The sequence below is a fragment of the Paractinoplanes tereljensis genome, from assembly GCF_016862435.1.
Lineage (GTDB): Bacteria > Actinomycetota > Actinomycetes > Mycobacteriales > Micromonosporaceae > Actinoplanes > Actinoplanes tereljensis.
The window spans coordinates 487,560-509,509 of the sequence record NZ_BOMY01000002.1; the positions used below are offsets into that span (position 1 = coordinate 487,560).

The 21,950-nt window shown below is 70.1% G+C and carries 22 protein-coding genes; 7 read left to right on the forward strand and 15 right to left on the reverse strand.

Annotated features, from left to right (window positions below; all coding sequences use genetic code 11):
• Window positions 1–9: 9 nt before the first annotated feature.
• The 3 genes from Ate02nite_RS03505 to Ate02nite_RS03515 are packed head-to-tail and all read left to right on the forward strand — an operon-like array spanning window position 10 to window position 2,097.
• Window positions 10–885 carry an AraC family transcriptional regulator gene (locus Ate02nite_RS03505; protein WP_203798587.1) on the forward strand — a complete coding sequence of 292 codons (876 nt, stop codon included), beginning with the start codon at window positions 10–12 and terminating at the stop codon, window positions 883–885.
• On the forward strand, window positions 882–1,736 hold the full coding sequence (locus Ate02nite_RS03510; protein ID WP_203798595.1) for a class I SAM-dependent methyltransferase: 855 nt from the start codon (window positions 882–884) through the stop codon (window positions 1,734–1,736). Before Ate02nite_RS03505 ends, Ate02nite_RS03510 begins: the two co-directional genes overlap by 4 nt.
• Window positions 1,737–1,758: 22 nt before the next feature.
• Entirely contained in the window at window positions 1,759–2,097 is a 339-nt protein-coding gene (locus Ate02nite_RS03515) for a hypothetical protein (protein ID WP_203798597.1), read from the forward strand.
• Here Ate02nite_RS03515 and Ate02nite_RS03520 read toward each other — a convergent pair.
• The 4 genes from Ate02nite_RS03520 to Ate02nite_RS03535 are packed head-to-tail and all read right to left on the reverse strand — an operon-like array spanning window position 2,079 to window position 7,136.
• Complete coding sequence (locus tag Ate02nite_RS03520; RefSeq protein WP_203798599.1) at window positions 2,079–2,810, reverse strand: class I SAM-dependent methyltransferase; 732 nt, start codon at window positions 2,808–2,810, stop codon at window positions 2,079–2,081. The two genes, Ate02nite_RS03515 and Ate02nite_RS03520, sit on opposite strands and share 19 nt — an antisense overlap.
• Before the next feature lie 45 nt (window positions 2,811–2,855).
• Window positions 2,856–4,316 carry an ATP-binding protein gene (locus tag Ate02nite_RS03525; RefSeq protein ID WP_203798601.1) on the reverse strand — a complete coding sequence of 487 codons (1,461 nt, stop codon included), beginning with the start codon at window positions 4,314–4,316 and terminating at the stop codon, window positions 2,856–2,858.
• Window positions 4,316–5,974 carry an NAD(P)/FAD-dependent oxidoreductase gene (locus Ate02nite_RS03530; RefSeq protein WP_203798603.1) on the reverse strand — a complete coding sequence of 553 codons (1,659 nt, stop codon included), beginning with the start codon at window positions 5,972–5,974 and terminating at the stop codon, window positions 4,316–4,318. The genes Ate02nite_RS03525 and Ate02nite_RS03530 overlap by 1 nt, the downstream gene beginning before the upstream one ends.
• Before the next feature lie 4 nt (window positions 5,975–5,978).
• Complete coding sequence (locus tag Ate02nite_RS03535; protein ID WP_239147085.1) at window positions 5,979–7,136, reverse strand: NAD(+)/NADH kinase; 1,158 nt, start codon at window positions 7,134–7,136, stop codon at window positions 5,979–5,981.
• 204 nt (window positions 7,137–7,340) lie between these two features.
• On the opposite strand from Ate02nite_RS03535, the gene Ate02nite_RS03540 reads away from it, so the two are divergent.
• The 3 genes from Ate02nite_RS03540 to Ate02nite_RS03550 all read left to right on the forward strand — a co-directional run bounded on the left by Ate02nite_RS03540 (window position 7,341) and on the right by Ate02nite_RS03550 (window position 11,160).
• A complete protein-coding gene (locus Ate02nite_RS03540) occupies window positions 7,341–8,849 on the forward strand; it encodes a S1 family peptidase (protein WP_239147086.1) in 1,509 nt (502 codons plus the stop codon).
• Window positions 8,850–8,978: 129 nt separating this feature from the next.
• Window positions 8,979–10,592: a beta-1,3-glucanase family protein gene (locus tag Ate02nite_RS03545; protein ID WP_203798612.1), complete on the forward strand. Its 1,614-nt coding sequence runs from the start codon at window positions 8,979–8,981 to the stop codon at window positions 10,590–10,592.
• A 145-nt stretch (window positions 10,593–10,737) separates the two neighbouring features.
• Window positions 10,738–11,160 (forward strand): hypothetical protein, encoded by a 423-nt coding sequence (locus tag Ate02nite_RS03550; RefSeq protein ID WP_203798613.1) that lies wholly within the window; start codon window positions 10,738–10,740, stop codon window positions 11,158–11,160.
• An 18-nt stretch (window positions 11,161–11,178) separates the two neighbouring features.
• Here the strand turns inward: Ate02nite_RS03550 and Ate02nite_RS03555 are convergent, their stop codons facing one another.
• The 7 genes from Ate02nite_RS03555 to Ate02nite_RS03585 all read right to left on the reverse strand — a co-directional run bounded on the left by Ate02nite_RS03555 (window position 11,179) and on the right by Ate02nite_RS03585 (window position 16,119).
• On the reverse strand, window positions 11,179–11,394 hold the full coding sequence (locus tag Ate02nite_RS03555; protein ID WP_203798615.1) for a hypothetical protein: 216 nt from the start codon (window positions 11,392–11,394) through the stop codon (window positions 11,179–11,181).
• A 166-nt stretch (window positions 11,395–11,560) separates the two neighbouring features.
• Window positions 11,561–12,328 carry a hypothetical protein gene (locus Ate02nite_RS03560; RefSeq protein WP_203798616.1) on the reverse strand — a complete coding sequence of 256 codons (768 nt, stop codon included), beginning with the start codon at window positions 12,326–12,328 and terminating at the stop codon, window positions 11,561–11,563.
• Window positions 12,329–12,466: 138 nt separating this feature from the next.
• Entirely contained in the window at window positions 12,467–13,042 is a 576-nt protein-coding gene (locus Ate02nite_RS03565; RefSeq protein WP_203798618.1) for a DUF1684 domain-containing protein, read from the reverse strand.
• A 17-nt stretch (window positions 13,043–13,059) separates the two neighbouring features.
• Window positions 13,060–14,094: an ABC transporter ATP-binding protein gene (locus Ate02nite_RS03570; protein WP_203798620.1), complete on the reverse strand. Its 1,035-nt coding sequence runs from the start codon at window positions 14,092–14,094 to the stop codon at window positions 13,060–13,062.
• Between the two features lie 61 nt (window positions 14,095–14,155).
• Window positions 14,156–14,944 carry an ABC transporter permease gene (locus Ate02nite_RS03575; protein WP_203798942.1) on the reverse strand — a complete coding sequence of 263 codons (789 nt, stop codon included), beginning with the start codon at window positions 14,942–14,944 and terminating at the stop codon, window positions 14,156–14,158.
• The gene (modA, locus tag Ate02nite_RS03580; protein WP_203798621.1) at window positions 14,941–15,723 is read right to left on the reverse strand and encodes a molybdate ABC transporter substrate-binding protein; all 783 of its coding nucleotides are present in this window, start codon (window positions 15,721–15,723) and stop codon (window positions 14,941–14,943) included. Before modA ends, Ate02nite_RS03575 begins: the two co-directional genes overlap by 4 nt.
• Window positions 15,724–16,119, reverse strand: a complete 396-nt coding sequence (locus Ate02nite_RS03585) for a TOBE domain-containing protein (protein ID WP_203798623.1) — start codon at window positions 16,117–16,119, stop codon at window positions 15,724–15,726.
• A 101-nt stretch (window positions 16,120–16,220) separates the two neighbouring features.
• Between Ate02nite_RS03585 and Ate02nite_RS03590 the strand changes: the two genes are divergently transcribed.
• Window positions 16,221–17,204 (forward strand): methyltransferase domain-containing protein, encoded by a 984-nt coding sequence (locus tag Ate02nite_RS03590; protein WP_239147087.1) that lies wholly within the window; start codon window positions 16,221–16,223, stop codon window positions 17,202–17,204.
• Between the two features lies 1 nt (window position 17,205).
• On the opposite strand, the gene Ate02nite_RS03595 is transcribed toward Ate02nite_RS03590, so the two are convergent.
• The 4 genes from Ate02nite_RS03595 to Ate02nite_RS03610 form a co-directional block, all read right to left on the reverse strand.
• A complete protein-coding gene (locus Ate02nite_RS03595; protein WP_203798627.1) occupies window positions 17,206–18,774 on the reverse strand; it encodes a methyl-accepting chemotaxis protein in 1,569 nt (522 codons plus the stop codon).
• Between the two features lie 82 nt (window positions 18,775–18,856).
• The gene (locus Ate02nite_RS03600; RefSeq protein WP_203798629.1) at window positions 18,857–19,774 is read right to left on the reverse strand and encodes a phosphotransferase; all 918 of its coding nucleotides are present in this window, start codon (window positions 19,772–19,774) and stop codon (window positions 18,857–18,859) included.
• Window positions 19,775–19,784: 10 nt separating this feature from the next.
• A complete protein-coding gene (locus Ate02nite_RS03605) occupies window positions 19,785–20,594 on the reverse strand; it encodes a PrsW family intramembrane metalloprotease (protein ID WP_203798631.1) in 810 nt (269 codons plus the stop codon).
• Window positions 20,595–20,648: 54 nt separating this feature from the next.
• On the reverse strand, window positions 20,649–21,923 hold the full coding sequence (locus Ate02nite_RS03610; RefSeq protein ID WP_239147088.1) for a multidrug effflux MFS transporter: 1,275 nt from the start codon (window positions 21,921–21,923) through the stop codon (window positions 20,649–20,651).
• Between the last annotated feature and the right edge of the window lie 27 nt (window positions 21,924–21,950).

Below are 21,950 nucleotides of genomic sequence, written 5' to 3' on the forward strand. Positions count from 1 at the left end.
GGGTCAGTGATGTATTTGCCGGACTTCACCCGGACCGCGCGCGGCTTCGCGCCCACCATCGGCACCGTCCTGGGCACGACCACCACCGGCCCCGTCCGGCTGGATCACCTCAAGGCACCGAACTCCCGCGACGACCCGCAGTCCCGCTACCAGGACCCGGGCGACGTACTGGCCTGGTCGTTCATCGCGGGCGGCGCGGTGGTGACCGGCCACGGCCGCGCCGAAACGGCCGGACCGGCCGGGCATTTGACCGTCCAGCACGTGCCCCGGCTCACCCGGATCCGGATGACCCCCGACTTCCGCACGCTGTCGATCCGGATCCGCCGCACCGACCTGCCGCTGACCTCGGCCGAGATCGACACGCTCGGGGCCCGCACCTATCCGCTCACCGACGGCCCGCCCCGGCTGCTGGCCCTGATGGCCGACCAGCTGATGACCGGCAACCAGCTCGGCGAGGCGTCCCGGGCGGCGCTGGCCCAGTCGATCGTCGACCTGGCCCGCGGCTTCGCCGGCGACGTGACCGGCCGCGGCCGGACCGGCGACGGCACCGCCGGCCTGGTGTTCCGCGCCCGCCGGCACATCCAGCTGTACCTGCGCAGCGGCACCCTGACCCCGGTCACCGTGGCCGAACACCTGGGCGTCCCGCTGCGCACCCTGCAGAAGGCGTTCGAGGCCGAGGACACCACGGTCGCCGACACGATCCGCGAGACCCGCCTGACCCGGGCCCGCGACCTGCTGGAAAATCGGCAGCTGCCGATCGAGACGATCGCCGAACGGGCCGGCTTCCGCTCGGCGTCCACCTTCAGCCGGGCGTTCAGCGCGGCCTTCGGAACACCGCCGCGCGACTGGCGCCGATTGCGGTCATCGGGGACACTCACGGCGTGACCGAGCTTGGCGCGAGCCGCACGGCCGTCCTGGTCTGCCAGAGCCGGGCGGTGGCCGACGGCCGGGTCGCGCCGGACCGCTTCGCGGATCCGACCGCCCTCCTTCTCCTGCGCGAGGAGGAACAGGAGCAGGTCTTACGCGTACGCGATGAGCAGCCCCCCAAAGAGATGCCCGCCCGCCTGCAGTACGAGATGATCCGGGCCGGCAGTGAGATCGTCGTGCCCCGCACGGTCGCCATCGACGACGCCGTCCGCAACTCGCCGACCCCGCAGCTGGTGATCCTCGGCGCGGGCCTGGACGGTCGCGCCTGGCGACTCGACCTGACCGGCACCCGCATCTTCGAGGTCGACCATCCCGCCTCCCAGCAGGAGAAACGGGACCGCGCCGCGGCCCTGGACGGTGAGCCGCCCCGGTTCGTGCCGGTCGACTTCGCGAAAGACCGGCTCACCGACGCCCTGGCGGCGGCCGGCCAGCGCGACGACGAGCCGACCACCTGGATCTGGGAGGGCGTCGTGCCCTACCTGACCCGCGCCGACGTCGCCACCACGGTCGCCTCGATCACCGCCCGCTCGGCGCCCGGCAGCCGCCTGATCGTCAACTACCAGGCTCCGTCCCTGCTCGCCGGCGTCACCCGCAAGGTGGTCGGCGCCGCCGCCCGCCGCTTCAACCCGTGGGCGGCCGAGCCGTGGCGCTCGGCGTGGCGCCCGTCGGCCATGGCCCACCTGCTGGCGTCGAACGGCTTCGCGGTCCGCCGCGACCACGACCTGCTGGTGACCGCAACCGCCCTGGGCGTACGCCCCAAGCAGTCGATCTCCCTGCGCAACGGCCGCATCGCCCTGGCCGATCACTGACCTTGGCGTAGCGTGGCCATCCATGAAGTTGACTGTGCGTCGCAACCAGGAGGCGTCCGCCGCCGGCATCCGGTTCCTGGTCTTCTTCCATCTGGCCCTGCGGCCCGAGGAGCAGGATCTGGTACGCCTTTACGACCTGTTCCAGTTCCCCGTCGCGGGCTGGACGGTTGTGCAGCTGGCGCAGGGGGTGCAGTTCGAGGCCGGCCAGCCCGGCATGGTGACGTCGTCGGTCATCCGGGCCCGCAGCGCGCTGCAGACGGAACAGGCGGTGAAGGACGGCTGCCTCCAGCTACGCCAGGTACTGACCGACCTGCGCGACTTCGACGACACCGAAGAACACCTCTACGAACTGGACGCCTGAGGCAGGCGGTAGGTCGAGACGTGGGACGGGGAGTCGGCGGTGAAGGGGGTGCCGGACCAGTCGGCGTGGCGGGACTCCAGGGTGAAGCCGGCCAGCTGGGCCATCAGGTCCAGCTCGGACGGCCAGATGTAGCGGTGCGGTGAGCGGCCCAACCTTGCCTGCCGGGTGTCGTCGAAGCGGAAGTGGTGCGACACCACGTGCTGGTTGAGCACGTCGTAGGTGTCCAGCAGGATGTAACCGGGCTCGTTGACGCCGACCGTGGCGGTGCGGCCCGGCGGCAGCGCGCGCAGCTCGGGCACCCACAGCTCGATCACGAACCGGCCGCCCGGCGTCAGGTGGCGGGCCGCGTTGCGGAAGCACTCCACCTGCTCGGCCTGGGTGAGCAGGTTGGAGATGGTGTTGAAGACCAGGTAGACCAGCGTGAACTCGCCCGGCACCGGGGTGGTGGCCATGTCGCCGACCACGACCGGGAAAGCCGGGTCCTTGGTGTGCAGCCGGTCGATCATCGGCTCGGACAGCTCGAGCCCGGTGACCGGCACGCCGCGCGCAGAAAGCGGCAGCGCGACCCGCCCGGTACCGACCGCGAACTCCAGCGCGGCGCCCGCGCCGGCCAGGGCAGCGAGCCGGTCGATGGTCGGGTCGAGCACCTCGGGCGAGAACATGCCCTCGCCGGGTGTGTCGTACTCGGCGGCGGTTTCGGCATCCCACAGCATGCCGCCGACCCTACGAGCCGGCGGCGCCATGAGCATCCGACTTTCTCAGGCCGACGACGGCTCGGTCAGCGGCAGGCGGACCAGGAAGCGGGTGTCGCCGGGCTGGGACTTCAGCACGATGTCGCCGCCGTGGCCGTTGACCACGATCCGGTAGGAGATGTCCAGGCCCAGGCCGGTGCCCTGGCCGACCGGCTTGGTGGTGAAGAACGGCTCGAAGACCCGCTTCTTCAGGTCCTCGGGCACGCCCGGGCCGGTGTCGCCGATCGAGACGACCACGTGGTCGTCCTCCTGGTAGGTCTTGATGGTCAGCGTGCCGACGCCGTTCATGGCCTGCACCGCGTTGTCGATCAGGTTGGTCCAGACCTGGTTGAGCTCGGCGGGATGGGCCGGGATCTGCGGCAGCGAGCGGTCGAAGTCCTTGACCACGGTGATGCCGTCGCCGATCTTGTGGGTGAGCATGACCAGGGTCGACTTGAGGCCGCCGTGCACGTCGATCCACTGGTGCGCGGCCCGGTCCATCTGTGAGTACTGCTTGGCCGCGTTGACCAGCGACGACACCCGGCCGGTGGCGTCCTCGATGTCGGTCATCAGCTGCTCGGTCTCGAGCGCGTAACCGATCCAGTGGATGGCCTGGTCGAGCAGTTCGGGCGAGCCGACCTTGGCCTCGATGTCGCCGAGGCAGTCGATGTCGAGGCCGGCCTGAGCGAAGACCGGAGCGATGTCCCAGCCGCCGGTGACCAGGTGCTCGTCCATCCACTCGCCGAGCTCGTCCTCGCGGTCGGAGGCCTGCATGGCGGTCAGCGTGGGCGCCTTGGAGGCTTTCTCGATGACCTCCTCCTGCAGTTCGACGAGCGCGTCGAGCCGGTCGGCGGGCACCTTGCCGGAGGCGAGCTTGCCGAGCTTGTGCCGCATGCCGGCGACCCGCTGGCGGAGCACGGCGGTGGCCCGGGAGGCGGCCGCGGCCGGGTTGTTCAGCTCGTGCATGAGGCCGGCCGACAGAGCGCCGAGGGCCTGCAGGCGCTGCCGCTCGCTGATCGCTGCGGCCGAGCTGCGCATGCCCATGACCAGGCCTTCGAGCAGGTGGATCGCCATCGGGAACCACTCGCGCATCATGAAGCCGAAGTCTTCGGCCGACATCACGAAGAAGTCGGCGTCGTCCAGCGCCCGCATCGTCGCCTGGTTGGTCCGGAGCACGCCGTCGTCGCGCAGGTAGGACTGGGTGGCACCCATGTACACGCCGCGCTGCTCGGTGCGGACCGTCTGCACCTCGTCCTGGCCGACCTTGCGGGTCAGCGCGATCGTGCCGCTGAGCAGCACGTAGAACTGGTCGGCCGGGTCGCCCTCGCGGCAGACCACGCCGCCGGCCGGCATGTGCATGGTGCAGCCGTGGGCGGCGATCCATTCGAGCTGCTCTTCGGTCAGCTTCTCGAACAGGAACAGGGTGCGCAGCTCGGTGGGGGTCAACAGGCCGGGCTCGCAGGGGACCAACTTGACTACGTCAGTCATTACTGTGCCTCCAGGTAACGATGGACCAGCGTGACGGCCATCGCGCCCTCGCCGACCGCCGAGGCCACCCGTTTCACCGAGTTGGCCCGGACGTCGCCGGCGGCAAAGATGCCGGGAACACTGCACTCCAGGTAGAACGGATCGCGGTCCCGATCCCATCCCTTCGGACGGGACCCATTCGCGATGAGATCCGGGCCGGTGTAGACGAAGCCCTTCTCGTCGCGGGCCACGGTGGTGCCGAGCCAGTCGGTGCGCGGTTCGGCGCCGATGAAGATGAACAGCGCGCCGCACTCGACCGTGGTCTCCAGCGTGCCCTTGTTCTCGCAGATGGTGATGGCCTGCAGGTGGCCGTCGCCGTGCGCGCCGAGCACCTCGCAGTTGGTCCGCACCTCGATGTTCGGAGTGTTGGCGAGCTGCTGGATCAGGTAGTACGACATCGACGCCTCGAGCGAGTCGCCCCGGACCAGCAGGGTGACCTTCTTGGCGTACCGGGCGAAGAAGAGCGCGGCCTGACCGGCCGAATTCGCCCCGCCGACGATGTAGACGTCGGCGCCGGCGCAGGCCGGCCCCTCGGTGGAGGCGGAGCCGTAGTAGACCCCGGAGCCGGTGAGCCGGGCGATGCCGTCGGCCGGCAGCGGCCGGTAGGCGACGCCGGTGGCCAGCACGATCGCGTGCGCGGAGATCTCGCCGCCGTCGGCGAAGGTCAGCGTGCGGGCCGAGCCGTCCAGCCGCAGCCCGGTGACCTCGCGGGTGTTGAGCACCTCGGCCTCGAACTTGGTGGCCTGCCGGCGGGCCCGGTCGGTGAGCTGCACCCCGGAGATGCCGTCCGGGAAGCCCAGATAGTTCTCGATGCGGGAGCTCTGACCGGCCTGGCCGCCCATCGCCTCGCGCTCCACCAGCAGGGTCTTGAGGCCTTCCGAGGCGCCGTAGACGGCTGCGCCCAGCCCGGCCGGGCCGCCGCCCACGATGACCAGGTCGTAGAAGTCGCGGCCGGGGGTGGTGGGCAGGCCGGCCGCCTCGGCGACCTCGGCGGTGGTCGGCCGGGACAGGGCCCGGCCGTCGGCGGTCACCACCAGCGGGATGGATTCCGGCCCGGCGTCGGCCGCCTCGAGCAGGCGGCGGCCCTCCGGCTCATCGGCCGCCAGCCAGCGGTACGGCACCAGGTTGCGGGCCAGGAAGTCGCGGATCTGGTACGACGGCTCGGACCACCGGTGCCCGACCACCCGGATGTCCTCGATCTCCCGGTCGCCGGTGGCCTGCCAGGCGTCGAGCAGCGCGTCGAGCACCGGGTAGAGCTTCTCCTCCGGCGGGTCCCACGGCTTGAGCAGGTAGTGGTCGACGTCGACCAGGTTGATCGCCTGGATCGCCGCGTCGGTGTCGGCGTACGCCGTCAGCAGCGCGCGGCGGGCGTTCGGGAACAGGTCCATGCCCTGCTCCAGGAACTCGATGCCGTTCATCTGCGGCATCCGGTAGTCGGCCAGCATCACGGCGACCCGGCCGCCGCGCAGTTTCAGTTCCTTGAGCGCGTCCAGGGCCTCGGCGGCCGAGGAGGCGCGCACGATGCGGTACTGCTCGCCGTACTTGCGGCGCAGGTCGCGGGCGATCGCCCGGGACACCGACGGGTCGTCGTCAACGGTCAGGATGGCGGGATGGCCCATGCTGTCAAACCCCATCTGATAGCAGGTCGGAGTACTCCGGGTGGCGGTCCAGGTAGCCGGTGACGAAGGGACAGGAGGCCACCACCGGGGTGGCGCGGACGCGGGCGTCCTCCAGGGCGGCCGAGGCGAGGCGGGACGCCAGGCCCTGACCGGAGAACGACTGTTCGATCTCGGTGTGCATCAGCTCGATCTTCTCGCCGTGCCGCCGGTAGTGCAGAACCCCGGCGACCTCGCCGCCGAGCAGGATCTCGTAGCGCCGCCGCTCGAAGCTGTCGACCACGGTGGCGTCGGCGGCCGCGTCGGGCACGCCGACCTGGGCGCTGCCCTCGACCCGCAGCTTGCGGCGGGCCCGCTCGTAGAACGAGGTGCCGCCGAGCCGGACGACCTGGGCGGCGGCCGGGATCGGCACGATCTCGAGCTTGTGGTCGGGCTGCGCGTACCCCTCGATGATGCCGTCGACCTCGATGGCGAGCCGCCCGCTGGTGGGCAGCACGTTGAGCTCGAGGCGCTCGGACAGGGCCAGCATCAGTGAGCGGTTGAACGACGAGTGCGCGGCCGAGGCGCTGACGATCAGGCCTTCGACGTTGGGCGAGACGATCGGGCCGCCGGCCGAGAACGAATAGGCCGTCGAGCCGGTAGGTGTCGCCACGATCACGGCGTCGGCCGCGTAGTTCACGAAGTTTTTACCCTCGACCGAGATGCCGACCGCGGCCAGACCGTCGCCCGGCACCCGCACCATCGCGATGTCGTTGAACGCGGACACCGCTCTGCCGTCAGGCAGAACAGTGCGCACCGCCGTACGCGACTCGATCGTGAATTTATGCTCGTCAATGGCGGACAGTGCGGCCGGCAGGTCCGGCAGGTCGACCTCGGCGAGGAACCCGAGCCGCCCGACGTTGACCCCGAGCACCGGCGTCTTGCGCCCCTCGACCAGCCGCATGGTGCGCAGCATGGTGCCGTCGCCACCCAGGCTGACCAGCAGTCCGGCCCGTTCGACCATCTCCTCGGGGCTGACCGCGACGGCCTCGCAGTCGATCCGGTTGATCTCGTCGTGCAGGCCGAGAACGGTGACCTCGCGGCGGGTGGCCCATTCGACGATGGCGTCGATCGCCGAGCCGCAGTCGCGCCGGGGATGCAGTACCAGCCCGACGACCTTGATCATGCCCATTCCCCGTACCCCATCCTCCGGAAAGAACCAGCCTTGCACGCGTCACCTATCGGCGGCGAGGGCAGGCGATCCAGCACACTCGCGTTCAATAGGGCAAGTTTCCGTAAGGTTTCTTGACAGCGTTGTCACACATAGACAGACTCCGATCAAGAGAGCGCTCTCCTTCCTCACATTTCCCCTGCGTGGAAGGACTCCCCCATGGCCCGAAGAATACTGGCGATCGTCGCCGCGGCGATCACCGTGGCCACTCTGACCCCACAACCGGCGTCCGCCGCTCCCCCGAAATTCGACATCGCGCCCGGCATGGTCGCCGCCATGCGCCGCGACCTCAAGCTCGACGACAGCCAGATCGCGGCCCGGCTGCGCACCGAGGCGGCGGCCCCGGTGGTGGAGAAGCGGTTGACCGCCAGGCTCGGCTCCGCCTTCGCCGGCGCCTGGATTCCCGACGGAGCGTCGAAACTCACGGTCGCCGTCACTTCCGCAGCTGCCGAGGCTTCGGTACGGGCGGAAGGAGCAAACCCGGTTCGCGTACGGCGTGGGTCTGCTGATCTTGCGGCCGCCCGTACGAAATTGGACCTTCATGCGTCGCGCGCAGCCCAAGCAAACGTCCGTGGCTGGTATGTCGACGTGCCTGCCAATCGGGTCGTCGTCCTGGCGAAGCCGGGCGCCGAAGGCGCGGCCCGGAAGTTCGCGCAGGCCGCCGGGGCCGGCGAGGTCACCGTGCTCGCGGAAAATGAGCAGCCGCGGACGATGTACGACATTCGGGGCGGCGACCAGTACGTGATCAACGGCAACACGCTGTGCTCGGTCGGGTTCGCGGTGGCCGGCGGCTTCGTGAGCGCCGGGCACTGCGGCGGCACCGGCAGCCCCACGCTCGGTTACAACAACGTCAGCCAGGGCACGTTCGCCGGCTCGTCGTTCCCGGGCAACGACTACTCGTGGATCCGCACCAACGGCAACTGGACGTCGCAACCGTGGGTGAACAACTACTCCGGCGGCAACGTGGTGGTGGCCGGCTCGGCGGACGCCGCGATCGGCAGCTCGATCTGCCGCTCGGGCCGCACCACCGGCTGGCGCTGCGGCACCCTGCTGGGCCGCAACGAGACGATCGTGTACGCCCAGGGCTCGGTCTCCGGGCTGTCCCGCAGCAACGCGTGCGCCGAACCGGGCGACTCCGGTGGGTCATGGATCTCCGGCAACCAGGCACAGGGCGTGACCTCCGGCGGCAGCGGCAACTGCACCTCCGGCGGCACGATGTGGTTCCAGCCGGTGAACGAGATCCTCGGCGCCTACGGACTGTCACTGACCACCAGCGGTGGCGGCAGCACCAACTCGCTGATCAGCGACTGGAACGGCAAGTGCGTCGACGTGCCGAACTCGAACTTCTCCGACGGGGTCGCCCTGCAGACCTGGGGTTGCAACGGGACGGGCGCACAGAAGTGGACGTTCGTGAACGGGACGCTGCAGACCTCGAACGGCAAGTGCATGGACGTGGCGTGGGGTTCGACGGCCAACGGCGCGGTCATCCAGATCGTCGGCTGCAGCGGCAACGCGGCCCAGCAGTTCGTCCTGTCGGCCGCCGGTGACCTGGTGAATCCGCAGGCCAACAAGTGCATCGACATCAAGGACTGGAACGGCAACGACGGCGCCGGCCTGCAGCTGTGGGACTGCGCGGGCACCGCCAACCAGAAGTGGCACCGCGGGTAAGCCGCCCCCGACAAACGGGCAGAAGCACCTTAAAGGAACCGTAAAAGATCCGTTCACATGCGGCGCATCGGCGGGCGACTTTTCAAGATTGCGAAGTCCCCCAAGCCGATCCATTGGAGTAGCCCGACGATGCGCCGCAAACGAACTCTCCTCCTCACCACAGTCCTCGCGGTGGCGGCCGCGGGGACGACCTGGATCGCTCTGCCGGCCTCGGCAGCGGCACCGACCGCATCTCTCCGCACGGTGTCCGACTGGGGCAGTGGCTGGCAGGACGAGGTGACCGTCAGCAACACCGGGGCGGCGGGCATGACGGCCTGGAAGGTGGAGTTCGATCTGCCATCGGGGGCGAAGGTCGGCAGCTTCTGGGACACGCAGATGACGCTGTCCGGGCAACACGTCACCTTTGCCAACCAGGGGTGGAACGGGACGCTGGCCGTCGGAGCCAAGGTGACCTTCGGGTTCGTCGGCTCCGGCGGCCAGCCCACCAACTGCAAAATCAACGGCATCTCCTGCAACGGGGTCGTCTCGCCGACCACCGCTGTTCCCACCACCACGGCCGCCACCACCACGCCGACGGTCAAGCCCACGACGGTTGCGCCCACCACCGTCGCGCCCACCACTTCGGCCCCCAAAGCGGACGTTCCGCCCGCCTCGAACCTGCTGCCGGTCACCGTGACCAACAAGACCGGCCGCAGCGAGAACGTCTTCCTCTACCTGCTCGGCGTCAACCTGGCCACCGGCAAGCTCGGCTACGTGAACGCGGCCGGCACCTTCACCGCCTGGACCGGCGGCGCCTCCACCCCCGTCCCGGCACCGGATGTGTCCATCCCCGGGCCGGCCAACGGCGGCAGCACCACGATCAAGATGCCGAAGGGCCTGTCCGGCCGGCTGTACATGTCGTTCGGCCAGAAACTCGACTTCCGCCTCACCACCGACGGCCTGGTCCAGCCCGCGCCGTGGGCCGGCGGCGACCCGAACCACGACATCCTGTTCGACTGGAGCGAGTTCACCCTCGACGCCGGTGGCCTGTTCCTGAACAGCTCCCAGGTCGACATGTTCGCCGTACCGCACATCGTCAGCATCACCAACGGCGCCGGCACCACGCTGAAGACCGGCGAGCTGAAGTCCGGCGGCCGGCAGAACGTCATCAACACCATCAAGGCCAACGCCGACTTCGCGAAGAGCGTGGTCACTCGCTCCGACGGCACGGTCCTGCGGGTGCTGGCCCCCGGCAAGGCGGCCGACGCCGGCCTGATGAGCCCGACCTACCTGGACTCGTACATCAACACCGCCTGGAACGCGTACGCCGGCAAGACCCTGACGGTGGTGCCGTTCGGCGACCAGCCGAACAACAAGTTCCTGGGCCGCACCAGCGGCAACGTCCTGAACTTCACCGACACCACCGGCAAGACGGTCGCGTCGTTCACCAAGCCCTCCACCGCCAACGTGTGGGGTTGCGACGGCGCCCTGGGCGCCCCGAACGACCAGGTGGTGGGCCCGATCGCCCGCACGCTGTGCGCCGCCCTGACCCGGGGCACGCTGGGCACCCTGGACACCCAGCCCAGCGGCACGGCGTCCGACTTCTACAAGAACAACCCCGCCGACGTGTACGCCAAGGCAGTCCACGAAAACATGCTCGACGGAAAGGCCTACGCCTTCGCCTTCGACGACGTCCAGAACCAGGAGTCGCTCGTCCACGACGGCGACCCCCGCCTGGCCACCATCACGATGACCCCGTTCTAACCCTCTTCACCCAAAAGGCGCTGGGCCGACGGAAATCCGCCGGCCCAGCGCCTTTTATCATTCATATTATCGGGCCGTTCCAAAGAAACCCTTAACGCGAGAACGGCTATTGCCATGGTCGCGTTGGGCTGCCATTGTGCGGGTTATGCGAGTGAATTCTTTCAGCCAGGTCGTTGCTGCGGTCGGTCTCACCGCTCTGCTCGGCTTCGCCGGTGGGTGTGGCACATCGGACTCCTCCGACAGCACCGCGACGACCAGCGCCGCGACCGCGACGACCGGCACGGCGGCCGCGCCCGCCCAGGACTGCGGGGCCGCGCAGGCCGAGATCAAAGCGTCGCTGACCGGCATGGGCGCGGTGACCTCGGTCGAGGTACCGACCTGCGACAAGGCAGTCGTGGCCACCTCGCTGGGCGCCGACGAGGGCGACCAGGCCGCCAGCCTCTGCCAGAACGCCGCCAACGAGGCCTCGACCCACGGCGTCAGCGCGGTAAGCGTGGTCTCCGCCGACGGCACCGAACTGGCCACCGGCACCAATGCCGAAGACTGCAAGCCGGTAACCGGAAGCTGACCCGAATGGCCGCACCGGCTACTCGGGCCGGCTTGCGCGCCGGTCGAGACGCCAAACGGCGATGCGGGCGGCATACCAGATCAGCGTCATTGCGCCCGCAAACCACCAAAGGGCGTTCTCGTGGCCAATACCGACGCCGATCCCGTAAGCCGCGAAAATCCGTAAAACGGTCGCCGCAATGATCAGGCACGCCGCGACGCACTCCGTAAAAACAATGATTGTTCGTCGCCGCACGCGCCGAGTATGCACGTGATGATCAAGACCGCCCCAGAGGGACGGCTATCGCGCCTGGGTGGGTGGGGGTCTCGGCCTCGTCGAGCCTGGCCGCCAACGCCGGCAGCGCGATCGGCGCCGCAGCCGCAGGCCCGCTGACCGGCCTGACGGTCCGGTGACTGGAAGCTCAGCCGAGCTTCCAGTCGGCGGTCTTGGTCCACCGGTAAGCATGCTGGACGATGCGGACCCGGCTCGGCCGGGCGCCCGCGCGAAGCTGGAACACCACCCGCTGATCGACCTGGCGGCCCGGTTCGAGCCGGTCCGACCCGGCCTCCGCCAGCAGCGCGGTAAGCGCGGCGTCGTGCTGGTACCAGGTACCGTCCGCATCGCACAGCCAGGCTTGGTCGTCACCCTGCGGGATGATGGTCATCTGCCCGGTGTTGCGCTCCCGCACCAGCACCGACACGAGCCGCCGTCCGTCCGTGGCCCGGAGCTTCGATGTGGTCTCCAGGCCCTTGGCGCCGCGAACCGAGAGATCGTGTTGCATCTCGTCGGACTCCGGGATCTCCATGGCGTCGCCGAGCTTGATGACGGTCCCGGGCGCGGGCAGATCTTCGATCGTGAGCGGCCGCGGCATTCCGCTGACATATTCCCCCGCGGTGTCCGGCATCATTCCCGGCTTCGACAGGCACGCGGCGCCGTTGGGCCGGGTGGCAATGATCGCGGCGATACCGCCCACTGCCGCGAGGAGGGCCACGGCGAGCGTGGCCACCCAGCGCCGCGGCGGCCGGAACCTGGACGCCGCCGGCTGCGGCTCGGGGCTCGGCTTCGGTGCCTCGACTTCCGGCACCTGGGCGCGTGGGCGCCGTCCGGCCCGAACCACCAGGGCAACGATGACCGCGGTGACGGCCGCGACAGCCGCGCAGCGCAGCACGCGTTTCCGAGGCACGGCCACCGCATCGACCGGCCGCCATCGATCTTGAGGACGCCGCCCGAAATTATCCAGCGAAGTAAGCGTCGGCCCCGCGACCTTGGCGACTTCCGGTTCGCTGCTAACCGGAAATCTTCAAGATCGCGGCCGGCCTGCGGGTAGTCAGTGGTAGGTCAGTTCGCCGGCTTCGATGGCTGCTGTCACTCGGTTTTCTGGTGGGGCCAGGGGGCAGAGCCACTCGTCGTCGTACGCGCATGAGGGGTTGTAGAGGTAGTTGAAGTCCAGGCGGACTCGGGTGCCGCCCAACGGCTCCACCCCGCGGCCGTGGGTGCCCTTGACCGTGTCGGTCAGGTAGCGGCCTCCGCCGTATGTCGTCTTTCCGCAGGTCGCGTCGCGGACCGGGAGGAACAGGCCGCCGCCGTAGGCCGCGATCCACCACAGCGACAGCTCGCCGTACGGCGTGGGCAGGATGCCGGCCCGCCGGTAATGCACTACGCCGTCGGGGCCGCCGGTGTCGATGTCGATCTCGCCGTCGGCCGGGACCACGTCCACCTCGACGATGGCGTCGTCGTTGGGTGGGTAGTAGCGCAAGCCGGTGAACGTGCCGGGTGGGATCGGGGACTGCGGGTGGGTTGCGAAGAGATCGTCGCGGCGGGCCCGGAAATCCTTGAGGTCGGCCGCCTCCAGGTAGATGCGGGAGTTCCGGGCGCGGTAATCGGACAGCTCTAGTGCCTCCATCCAACCCACGCTATCCGTCAGGCGGGGTAGGCGGTCGCCTCTGTGGCCTTCACCGTGGCCCACACCTCACGTCCGGGCTCCAGCGACAGCTGGACGGCCGCCGCCGGTGTGACGTCCGCCGCCAGCTGGATCGGGCCGGTCAACTCGATGCGCAACGCGTCGCCGTGCCGGGACACCGAGGTCACCGTGGCCGGCCAGGTGTTGCGCGGGCTGCCTTCGGGGCGGGCCGCGAACAACGACACCGCCGACGGCGGAAAGGCGACAAACACCCCACCCTCCTGCGGTACGGCGGTGACAAGCGAAAAACCGTCCGGCAGCCGGACTGTGGTGCCGTCCGCGCGGCCGCGGTAGAGGTTGAGGCCGACCAGGCGGGCCACGTAGTCGGTGCGCGGCCGGGCGGTGATCTCGGCGGCGTCGCCGGACTGCACGATCCGGCCGTCCTCGACGATGACCAGGCGGTCGGCGAGCATGAGTGCGTCCAGCGGGTCGTGGGTGACCAGCACGGTCGCGCCGGGGAACGACGCGAGGTGCCCGCGCAGGGCGGCCCGGGTGTCGAGCCGGGTGCGGGCGTCCAGGGCAGCCAGCGGCTCGTCCAGGAGCAGCAGTTTCGGTTCGGCGGCCAGGGCGCGGGCCAGGGCCACCCGCTGGGCTTGGCCGCCGGAGAGTTGGCGCGGCTTCTTGCGTACGTGCTCGGCCAGACCCACCCGCATCAGCCACTCCCGGGCGGTCTCCCGGGCCTCCCGGCGCGGCACGCGCCGGCATCGAGGGCCGAAGGCCACGTTGTCCAGCGCCGTGAGATGCGGAAACAGCAGGTAGTCCTGGAAGACCACGCCGATCCGGCGGTGCTCGGGCGGTTCGCCGTCGAGCCGCACCCCGTCGAGGGTGACGTGCCCGTCGTCGAGCGCGGTGAGCCCGGCGAGCGCCCGCAGCGCGGTGGTCTTGCCGGCCCCGTTGGGCCCGAGCAGCGCGACGACCTCGCCGGCCTCGGCGGTCAGCGCGAGGTCGAGCGTGAAGCCGGGCCGCGTGACGACCAGGTGGGCATCGAGTGTCATGCCGCCTCCCCGGGGAAAAGCGAAAGACCAGAAGCGCGATCATGACGCTCGCTTCGCTCGGTCATGCCGCGACCCACTTGTCCCGCAGCGCGGCCAGGATGACCACCGAGACCACCAAAAGCAGGAGGCTCAGGACGATGGCGGCGTCCACGTCCTGTTCCAGGGCCAGGTAGACGGCCAGCGGCATGGTCTGGGTGCGGCCGGGGAAGTTGCCGGCGAAGGTGATCGTCGCGCCGAACTCGCCCAGCGCCCGCGCCCAGCACAGCACCCCACCGGCCGCGACACCCGGCGCGATCAGCGGCAGGGTGACCCGGCGGAACGCCGTCCAGCGGCCGGCGCCGAGGGTGGCCGCGGCCTCCTCGTAGCGGGAGTCGGCGCCGCGCAGCGCGCCCTCGACGCTGATCACCAGGAACGGCATGGCCACGAACGCCTCGGCCACCACCACCCCGGCGGTGGTGAACGGCAGGCTCACCCCGAACGTCGAGTCGAGCCAGCCGCCGAGCAGGCCGCGCCGGCCGAAGACCAGCAACAACGCGACGCCGCCGACCACCGGCGGCAGCACCAGCGGCACGGTGACCAAAGCCCGCACGAACCGGCGGCCAGGGAATTCGGTGCGGGCCAACACCCAGGCGAGGGGTACGCCGAGGACCAGGCTCACCGCGGTGGCCAGGGTGGCGGTCAGCAGGGACAGACGCAGCGCGGCCAGGATGCCGGGTTCGGCCAGCCGCTCGGGCAGCGTCGACCAGGGCGCTCGCCAGAGCAGCCCGAACAGCGGGAGGACGAGGAACACCAGCCCGGCGATCGCGGGGATCGCCAGGGCCGGCGGCACCTTGAGGCGTTGCTTCTTTATGGCTTCTGGAACCCTGCGTCGACGAGGACGTCCAGCGCGGGGCCGCTCTGCACGTAGGCCACGAACGCGGCGGCGGCAGACGGGTTGGGAGCGCTCTTGAGGGCGACGATCGGGTAGTCGTTGATCGCGCCGGACGACTCGGGGAACTCGATGCCCTCGACGTCGGCCGCGGCCGCCTTGGCGTCGGTGCGGTAGACCAGGGCCGCGTCGACCTCACCCAGCTTGACCTTGGACAGGGCCGCCTTGACGTCCTGTTCCAGGGTGACCGGGGTGACCTTCACATTGGCGGCGGCCAGGGCCTTCTTGGCGGCCGCGCCGCACGGCACCTGCTCGGCGCAGAGCGCGACCTTCAGCGAGGGGTTGGTCAGGTCGGACAGGCCCTTGATGCCCTTGGGGTTGCCCTTCGCCACCGCGATCACGAGCTGATTCTTCACGAAGACGGTGGCTTCACCGTTGGCGTCGCCGGCATCGGTGACGGTTTTCATGGTGGCGGGACTGGCGGCCGCGAAGACGTCGGCGGGGGCGCCCGACGTGATCTGCTGGGCCAGCGCGGAGCTACCCGCGTACGAGAAGGTGACCTTGACTCCGGGGTTTGCCGTTTCGAAGTCTTTGCCGATCTGGTTGAACGACTCGGTCAGCGACGCGGCCGCGAGGACGGTGAGGTTTCCGGAAACGCCGGAAGCCGAGCCGGCGGACGTGGGCGTGGAGGAGTCATCGCCGCCGCAGCCGGAAAGAAGAAGGGCGGCGGCCAGCGCCACGCCGGTCAGGATTCTCTTCATTTAGATGTCCCCTCGTTCTACGACCACCGTGGTCGACTTGATCACGGCGACCGCCGTCGAACCGACCTCGAGCGCCATCTCGTCGAGCGCCTCCCGGCTCATCAGCGAGACCACGCGGAACGGGCCGGCCTGGATGTCGACCTGCGCCATCACCGCGTCGCGGGTGATCGCGGTGACGATGCCGCGCAACCGGTTGCGCGCCGACGACCGGCGGGAGCCCGGATCGGGCTCGTCGGCCAGCGAGCGGGCGAAACCGGCCAGGTCGGCGCCGCCGATCTCGCGGTGCCCGTGGTCGTCGCGGCCGGCCGGTAACCGGCCCGCATCGACCCAGCGCCGCAGGGTGTCGACGCTGACGCCGAGCAGTTCGGCCGCTTCGCCGATGCGGTAGGTCGTCACGCGCCAACTTTAGGGCCGCAAAAGCCAGGCAAGTAAGCACGAACAGGCCGCAGATGCGGAACCGTTGCACGGGTCACACCCCCGGCGGCATGCTGGACGGCGTGCCGGAACGGATCCACGAGGTCACCGCATTTCTCGCCGAGGTGCTCGCCCCGCGAGCGCCACTCACCGTGATCGTCGACGGCGGCGATCACGGCGCCGCCGCCAGCTTCGCGGCCCGGCTCGCCGAAGCCTTCCCGGCTTCGGCCCGCGCGTGGACGGTCGACGCCGTCCTCGGGCTGAGCGGACCGGCCGGCGGCCGCTTCGACTCGGCGCTCAACGTGCTCGAGCCGGCCGCCGACCGCATCTTCGTCTACCTGCGCAGCGGCCCGCGCGGAAAGCAACTGGGCAACGGCGAGGGTGAGCGGCGGGCCCAGGTGGTGATCGACCACCACGATCCGCAGTGGCCGGTCATCCGGCACGTGCATCCGCGGCTGGCCGACCCGGAGAGGTGGTATCTGACCGAGAGCCGGGCGTTCTTCGGGGCCCGGGCGGCCGGTTGGGACGCCAAATTCGGCGACGATCTCCCGGCGTACGCCATGGCGGTCGAAACGGCCGCGCCTCGCCCCGGAGACCTGGCCCTCGACGTGGGTTGCGGCACCGGCCGGGCATTACCGGCCCTGGCCGCCGCGGTCGGCCCCCAGGGGCGGGTGGTCGGTCTCGACCTGACCCCGGCGATGCTGCAGGCGGCCCGCGTGGCCGGCCGGGGCGGCTGCGCCGACCTGCTGATCGGTGACGCGCGCCGGCTGCCGTTCCCGGACGCGGTGGCCGGCGTGGTCTTCGCCGCCGGCCTGGTGCAGCACCTGCCCGACCCGAGCGTCGGCCTGACCGAGCTGGCCCGGGTGACCCGGCCGGGCGGCAAACTGATGATCTTTCACCCATCCGGCCGTGCCGCGCTGGCTGCGCGACACGGCCGGAGCGTGCGTCCCGACGAGCCGCTGAACCGGGAGAACCTCGAGCCACTGATGGCCAAGTCCGGCTGGCGGCTCACTCGCTACGACGACCAGGACGACTATTTCCTGGCCCTCGCCGAGCGGGTGATCTGAATCAGTAGGTGAAGCGGGAAACCGCGACGTGCAGTTCCTGGGACATCCGGGAGAGCTCGGCGGCGGACCGCTGGGCGTCGACGACCGACTCGGCGGTGAGGCGGGCGTTCGAGGCCACCGTCTCGATGCCGGAGTTGATCTGGATGGTGGCGCCGGCCGCCTCGGCGACGTTGCGGTTCATCTCGGCGGTGGTGGCGCTCTGCTCCTCGACGGCCGAGGCGATCGTCGTGGTGTAGTCGTTGATCCGGCCGATGACCTCGGCGATCTGCTGGATGGCGTTGACCGCCTGGCCGCTGTCCGACTGGATCGCCTCGACCCGCCGGGAGATGTCCTCGGTGGCCCGGGCCGTCTCCTGAGCCAGGTCCTTGACCTCGCTGGCGACGACGGCGAAGCCCTTGCCCATCTCGCCGGCCCGGGCGGCCTCGATGGTGGCGTTCAGCGCGAGCAGGTTGGTCTGCTCGGCGATGGCGGTGATCACCTTGATCACGTCGCCGATCTCCCGGCTCGACTCGCCGAGGGTGGCGATCGTCTGGTTGGTCGACTCGGCCACGGTGACGGCCTCGCCGGCTACCCGGGCGGCCGCGGTCGCGCTCTGGGTGATCTCGGCGATGGCCGCGCCCATCTCCTCCGAGCCGGCCGCGACGGTGCTGACGCTCTGCGAGACCTCCTCGGACGCGGTCGACACGACCTGCGCCTGGGCCGAGGCGTCGTCCGCGTTTTTGCTGATCTGGTTCGCGATCGTCGAGGTCTCCTCGGCCGCCGCGGCCAGGCTCTGCGACGCCGCACCGACCGAGGCGATGACCTCGCGGGTCTGGCCGAGGGCCTGGTTCAGCAGCCGGGCCATCTCGCCGACCTCGTCGTGGTGCTTGACGTCGGCCTCGACGGTCAGGTCGCCGTCGGCGAGCGCGGTGAGCGAGCGCTTGACCCGCTCCAGCGGGCGCACGATCAGCCGGGCCACGTAGATGCCCAGGCCGAGGGCGAGCAGCAGGCCGACGACGAGGACCGCGATGACCATGGTGCGGGCGTTCGCGGCGGCGGTCGCGCTCTCGTCGGCGCGAGACTTGGCCTCGGCGAGCACCGCGGAGTTCTCGGCCTCGATGGCGTCGGCCGCGTCGTTCACGACCGGCTTGATGTCGGTGCGGTACTCGGTGTAGAAGCTGGTGACGCTCACCGTCGCGAGCGGGAGGAGCTTCTGCTCGGCGTCCTGCAGGATGGTGGCGTAGTTGGTGGTGAACTTCGTGAAGGACGCCGCGTCGGTCGGCTTGTAACTGGCGATCTGCGAGTCGAGGAGCGTCTTCTTCTCGGCGATCTCGGTGTCCAGGGTCTTGCGGACCGCAACGGTCGCGCCGCCGTACTCGAGGTAGCGGGCGCGCAGCGCGTTGAAGTTGCGCTGAATGTTCGACAGGTTGGTCAGCGGCTGGACGTCGTCCTGGTACAGCATCTGGCTCTTCTCGCTGAGCACGTTGAGCTGCACGATGCCGGTGATCCCGATGGCCACCGCGGCGGTGGCGGCGACGCCGACGCTCGCCAGAATCTTGGTGCTGACCCGTAGATCGGCGAACGCTTTCACGAGCGACCCCTTGCTGTCGACGATGTTGATCGCCGCACAGTTCGGTCGCGCCGCGGGTACCTTGAGGTTTCGGCCACATCCGCTAAAGGTCTGTCAATTCCCGTTCGAGCAGGCCGGTCAGGTAGTCGTGCCGGCCGTCGCTGATCTGGATGCCCCGGCTCGGGCCCTCGGCGATCATCAGCGTGTAGAGGTGGATGCGGTAGAGCGTCAACCGGACCCGGGCCGACTCGTCGAACGGCTCGGGCCGGTAACCGGCCAGGAACGGGTGGTCCGGGACCTCCTCGATGCGCTGCCGCAGGGCCGGCGAGACGAGGTCCAGCAGCGGGTCGCCGTAGAGGTAACGCTCGCCGTCGACCAGGCCGGTCAGCGCGCCGTCCGGCCCGACCAGCACGTTGCCGTCCCACAGGTCGAAGTGCAGCAGCGCCGGCCGGGTCACCGCGGCCAGCACGTCGTGGTGGCGGGCGACCAGCCCGTCCAACGGCGGCAGCGGAACACCCCAGTCGGCGGCGTCGGCCCGCAGGTCGTCGATCATCGCCGCGAACGCGGTGGGCCAGTCGGCGCCGGACGCCCGGTCGCCGGTGTAACCGAAGTGATCGCCGGTGATGGTGTGCACCCGGCGCACCGCGGCGCCGCACTCGGTGCGGGCCCGGGCCGAGTCGTGGCTGGTCAGCGGGGTTCCGGGCAGCAGCGAGGTGATGATCCAGTCGGTGGTGCCGGCCAGCACGGCCGGCACCGGCACGCCCGGGGTGTGCGCGGCGACCAGCGCGAAGTACTCCGCCTCGGCCGGGATCATCCCCGCTTCGTACCGGAGCATGCGAGCCGTCGCGGGCGGGCCCACCTTGACCACCACCTGGCGGCCGTCGTCGAGACCGGCCTTCCAGACCGCGGCGAAGGTGCCACCGCTGAGCTCCTCGGCGCCGGTCAGGCCGGCGCCGAGGCCTTGCGAGACGATCGCCGCGATGTCCTTCTCGGACAGATCGAGCTGCGTGGGGCTGCGCATTCCGTTGAATCTAGACGGTTACGGCCTGCCCGAAGCGCCCGCCGAGGGTGTGTTCGCTGAAAGTGCGGTAGCGGGCCAGCTCGATGAACAGCCAGCCGATGCTGATCGCGCCCAGGATGATGTACGCCCACAGGCTGGTGAACGTGTCCCAGCAGGTGTGCAGTGCCACCGCACCGGCGAAGGTGAGCAGGAACTGCACCAGCCGCTTGCCGCTCGGGCCTGAGATCAACGCCCACAGCGCGCCCGCGGTCAGCCCGGTCCAGGCGGTGTGCCCGGCCGGCGAGGTGAGGCCCCGGATGAACAGCGTCTCCTCGACCGCGCCGATGTTGCCGTTCGAGGACAGGAGCGCCGTGAACGCGTACCCCATGGTCTCGAGCGCGGCGAATCCCATGCCGGAAGCGACGCCGATGATCAGGCCGTCCGACGGCAGTCGGCGGCCGTGCCGGGACAGGATCCAGAAGAGCAGGACCACCGGCACGATCAGCTTGGCCGACTCCTCGATGAGCGCGACCAGCACCATCGGCAGCACGCCGAGCCCGCGCAGCGTGTTGTACTCCAGGGTGCCGGCCACCACGATGCCGATCACGCCACCGAAGAAACCGGCGATGACCAGCGTCGACGAGGGAACCTGCCAGCGGCCGGTGCGAGCCTGGGCGAAGGTCAGGAAGGACAGCGGCACGACCGTCGCGCCGAGCAGGATCAGCGACGGGACGAAGTTGGGGTTCTGGGTGTGGACCAGGGTCCGCAGCACCACGATGTACAGAATCAGCCCGGTGATCAGAACACCGAGCCACGCCCACCGGCGAGTTCGATCGCGCATGGTCAAAGTCTTTTTCCCAGCGGCCTTTCAGTCAATCGGTGATTGCCGTGACACTCAGTGGGCGACGACGATCGGGGTGTCGAACTGCTCGACCGGGAGGTCGCGCGGGCGGACCACGGCGTACAGCGTGATCGTGGCCGCGGCCATCCCGCCGAACACCACGATCGCCATCGACGTCGCGTCGCCGCCGAACACGCCGACCAGCGGGGCGGCCAGCGCGCCGATCCCGAACTGGACCGCGCCGAGCAGGGCCGCCGCGGTGCCGGCCGCCTCGCCGTGCCGGGACAGCGCGATGGCCGGTGCGTTCGGCATGGCCAGGCCGACCATCGCCAGCACGAACCACAGCGGGACCAGCAGGCCGACCAGGCCGCCGAGGTCGGCGATCGCGAGGACCAGCAGCACCAGACCGCCGACCACGCCGCCGATCAGCGAACCGCCCAGGATCTGCTGCGGCGACCAGCGGCGCAGCAGCCGCACGTTGAACTGGGTGGCACCGATCAGGCCGATCGCGCCGCCCGCGAAGACGTACGCGAACTGCTGCTCGCTCAGGCCGTACTCCTCCTGGAACACGAACGACGAGCCGCTGACGTAGGCGAACAGCGCCGAGAACGCGAAGCCGGCCACCAGGATCAGCCCGACGTAGACCCGGTCGGTGAACAGCCGACCGTAGTCGCGCAGCACCTGCCCGCTGCGGCGCGCGGCCGGCGGCAGCGTCTCCGGCAGGACCAGGGCGGTCGCCGCCATGATGGCCACGCCGGCCACGGTCAGCACCACGAACACCCCACGCCAGGACGTCCACTCCAGCACCAGGCCGCCGATGGTCGGCGCCAGGATCGGCGCCACCCCGACGACAAGCATCAGCCGGGAGAACAGGCGGGCCGCGGCCAGGCCGTTGAACAGGTCGCGGACGATTGCCATCGCGATGACGGCCGCGGCCGCGGCCCCCAGGCCCTGCAGGACCCGCAGGGTTCCGAGAACGGCCAGGTTGGGCGCGATCACACACAAGATCGAGGCCAGGATGTGTACGGCGATGCCGGCCAGCAGTGGCATCCGGCGGCCGAGCCGGTCGGACAGCGGTCCCACGATCAACTGCCCGAACGCCAGGCCGACAAGCGTGCCGGTCAGGGTGAGCTGCACCGACGCGGCGCTGGCGGACAGGTCGGTGGTGATCGTCGGGAGCGACGGAAGGTACATGTCGATCGTCAGCGGCCCGAGCGCGGTGAGGAAGCCGAGGACGAGCACGATCCGGAAGCGACGCCCGGTGGGAATCAGTTCCCCCGGGGAGAGGTCGATGGCGGGCGGGCTGGTGAGGGTCTCGGTCTTTGCCACAACCGGTGACAAGTAGTTCCGGCCCCA

Bases quoted from the DNA above. Each gene is read 5' to 3' on its own strand.
- Ate02nite_RS03505 (WP_203798587.1), top strand. From the start codon at position 10: ATGTATTTGCCGGACTTCACCCGGACCGCGCGCGGCTTCGCGCCCACC.
- Ate02nite_RS03515 (WP_203798597.1), top strand. From the start codon at position 1,759: ATGAAGTTGACTGTGCGTCGCAACCAGGAGGCGTCCGCCGCCGGCATC.
- Ate02nite_RS03520 (WP_203798599.1), bottom strand. From the start codon at position 2,810: ATGCTGTGGGATGCCGAAACCGCCGCCGAGTACGACACACCCGGCGAG.
- Ate02nite_RS03525 (WP_203798601.1), bottom strand. From the start codon at position 4,316: ATGACTGACGTAGTCAAGTTGGTCCCCTGCGAGCCCGGCCTGTTGACC.
- Ate02nite_RS03530 (WP_203798603.1), bottom strand. From the start codon at position 5,974: ATGGGCCATCCCGCCATCCTGACCGTTGACGACGACCCGTCGGTGTCC.
- Ate02nite_RS03535 (WP_239147085.1), bottom strand. From the start codon at position 7,136: ATGATCAAGGTCGTCGGGCTGGTACTGCATCCCCGGCGCGACTGCGGC.
- Ate02nite_RS03540 (WP_239147086.1), top strand. From the start codon at position 7,341: ATGGCCCGAAGAATACTGGCGATCGTCGCCGCGGCGATCACCGTGGCC.
- Ate02nite_RS03545 (WP_203798612.1), top strand. From the start codon at position 8,979: ATGCGCCGCAAACGAACTCTCCTCCTCACCACAGTCCTCGCGGTGGCG.
- Ate02nite_RS03550 (WP_203798613.1), top strand. From the start codon at position 10,738: ATGCGAGTGAATTCTTTCAGCCAGGTCGTTGCTGCGGTCGGTCTCACC.
- Ate02nite_RS03565 (WP_203798618.1), bottom strand. From the start codon at position 13,042: ATGGAGGCACTAGAGCTGTCCGATTACCGCGCCCGGAACTCCCGCATC.
- Ate02nite_RS03570 (WP_203798620.1), bottom strand. From the start codon at position 14,094: ATGACACTCGATGCCCACCTGGTCGTCACGCGGCCCGGCTTCACGCTC.
- modA (WP_203798621.1), bottom strand. From the start codon at position 15,723: ATGAAGAGAATCCTGACCGGCGTGGCGCTGGCCGCCGCCCTTCTTCTT.
- Ate02nite_RS03600 (WP_203798629.1), bottom strand. From the start codon at position 19,774: ATGCGCAGCCCCACGCAGCTCGATCTGTCCGAGAAGGACATCGCGGCG.
- Ate02nite_RS03605 (WP_203798631.1), bottom strand. From the start codon at position 20,594: ATGCGCGATCGAACTCGCCGGTGGGCGTGGCTCGGTGTTCTGATCACC.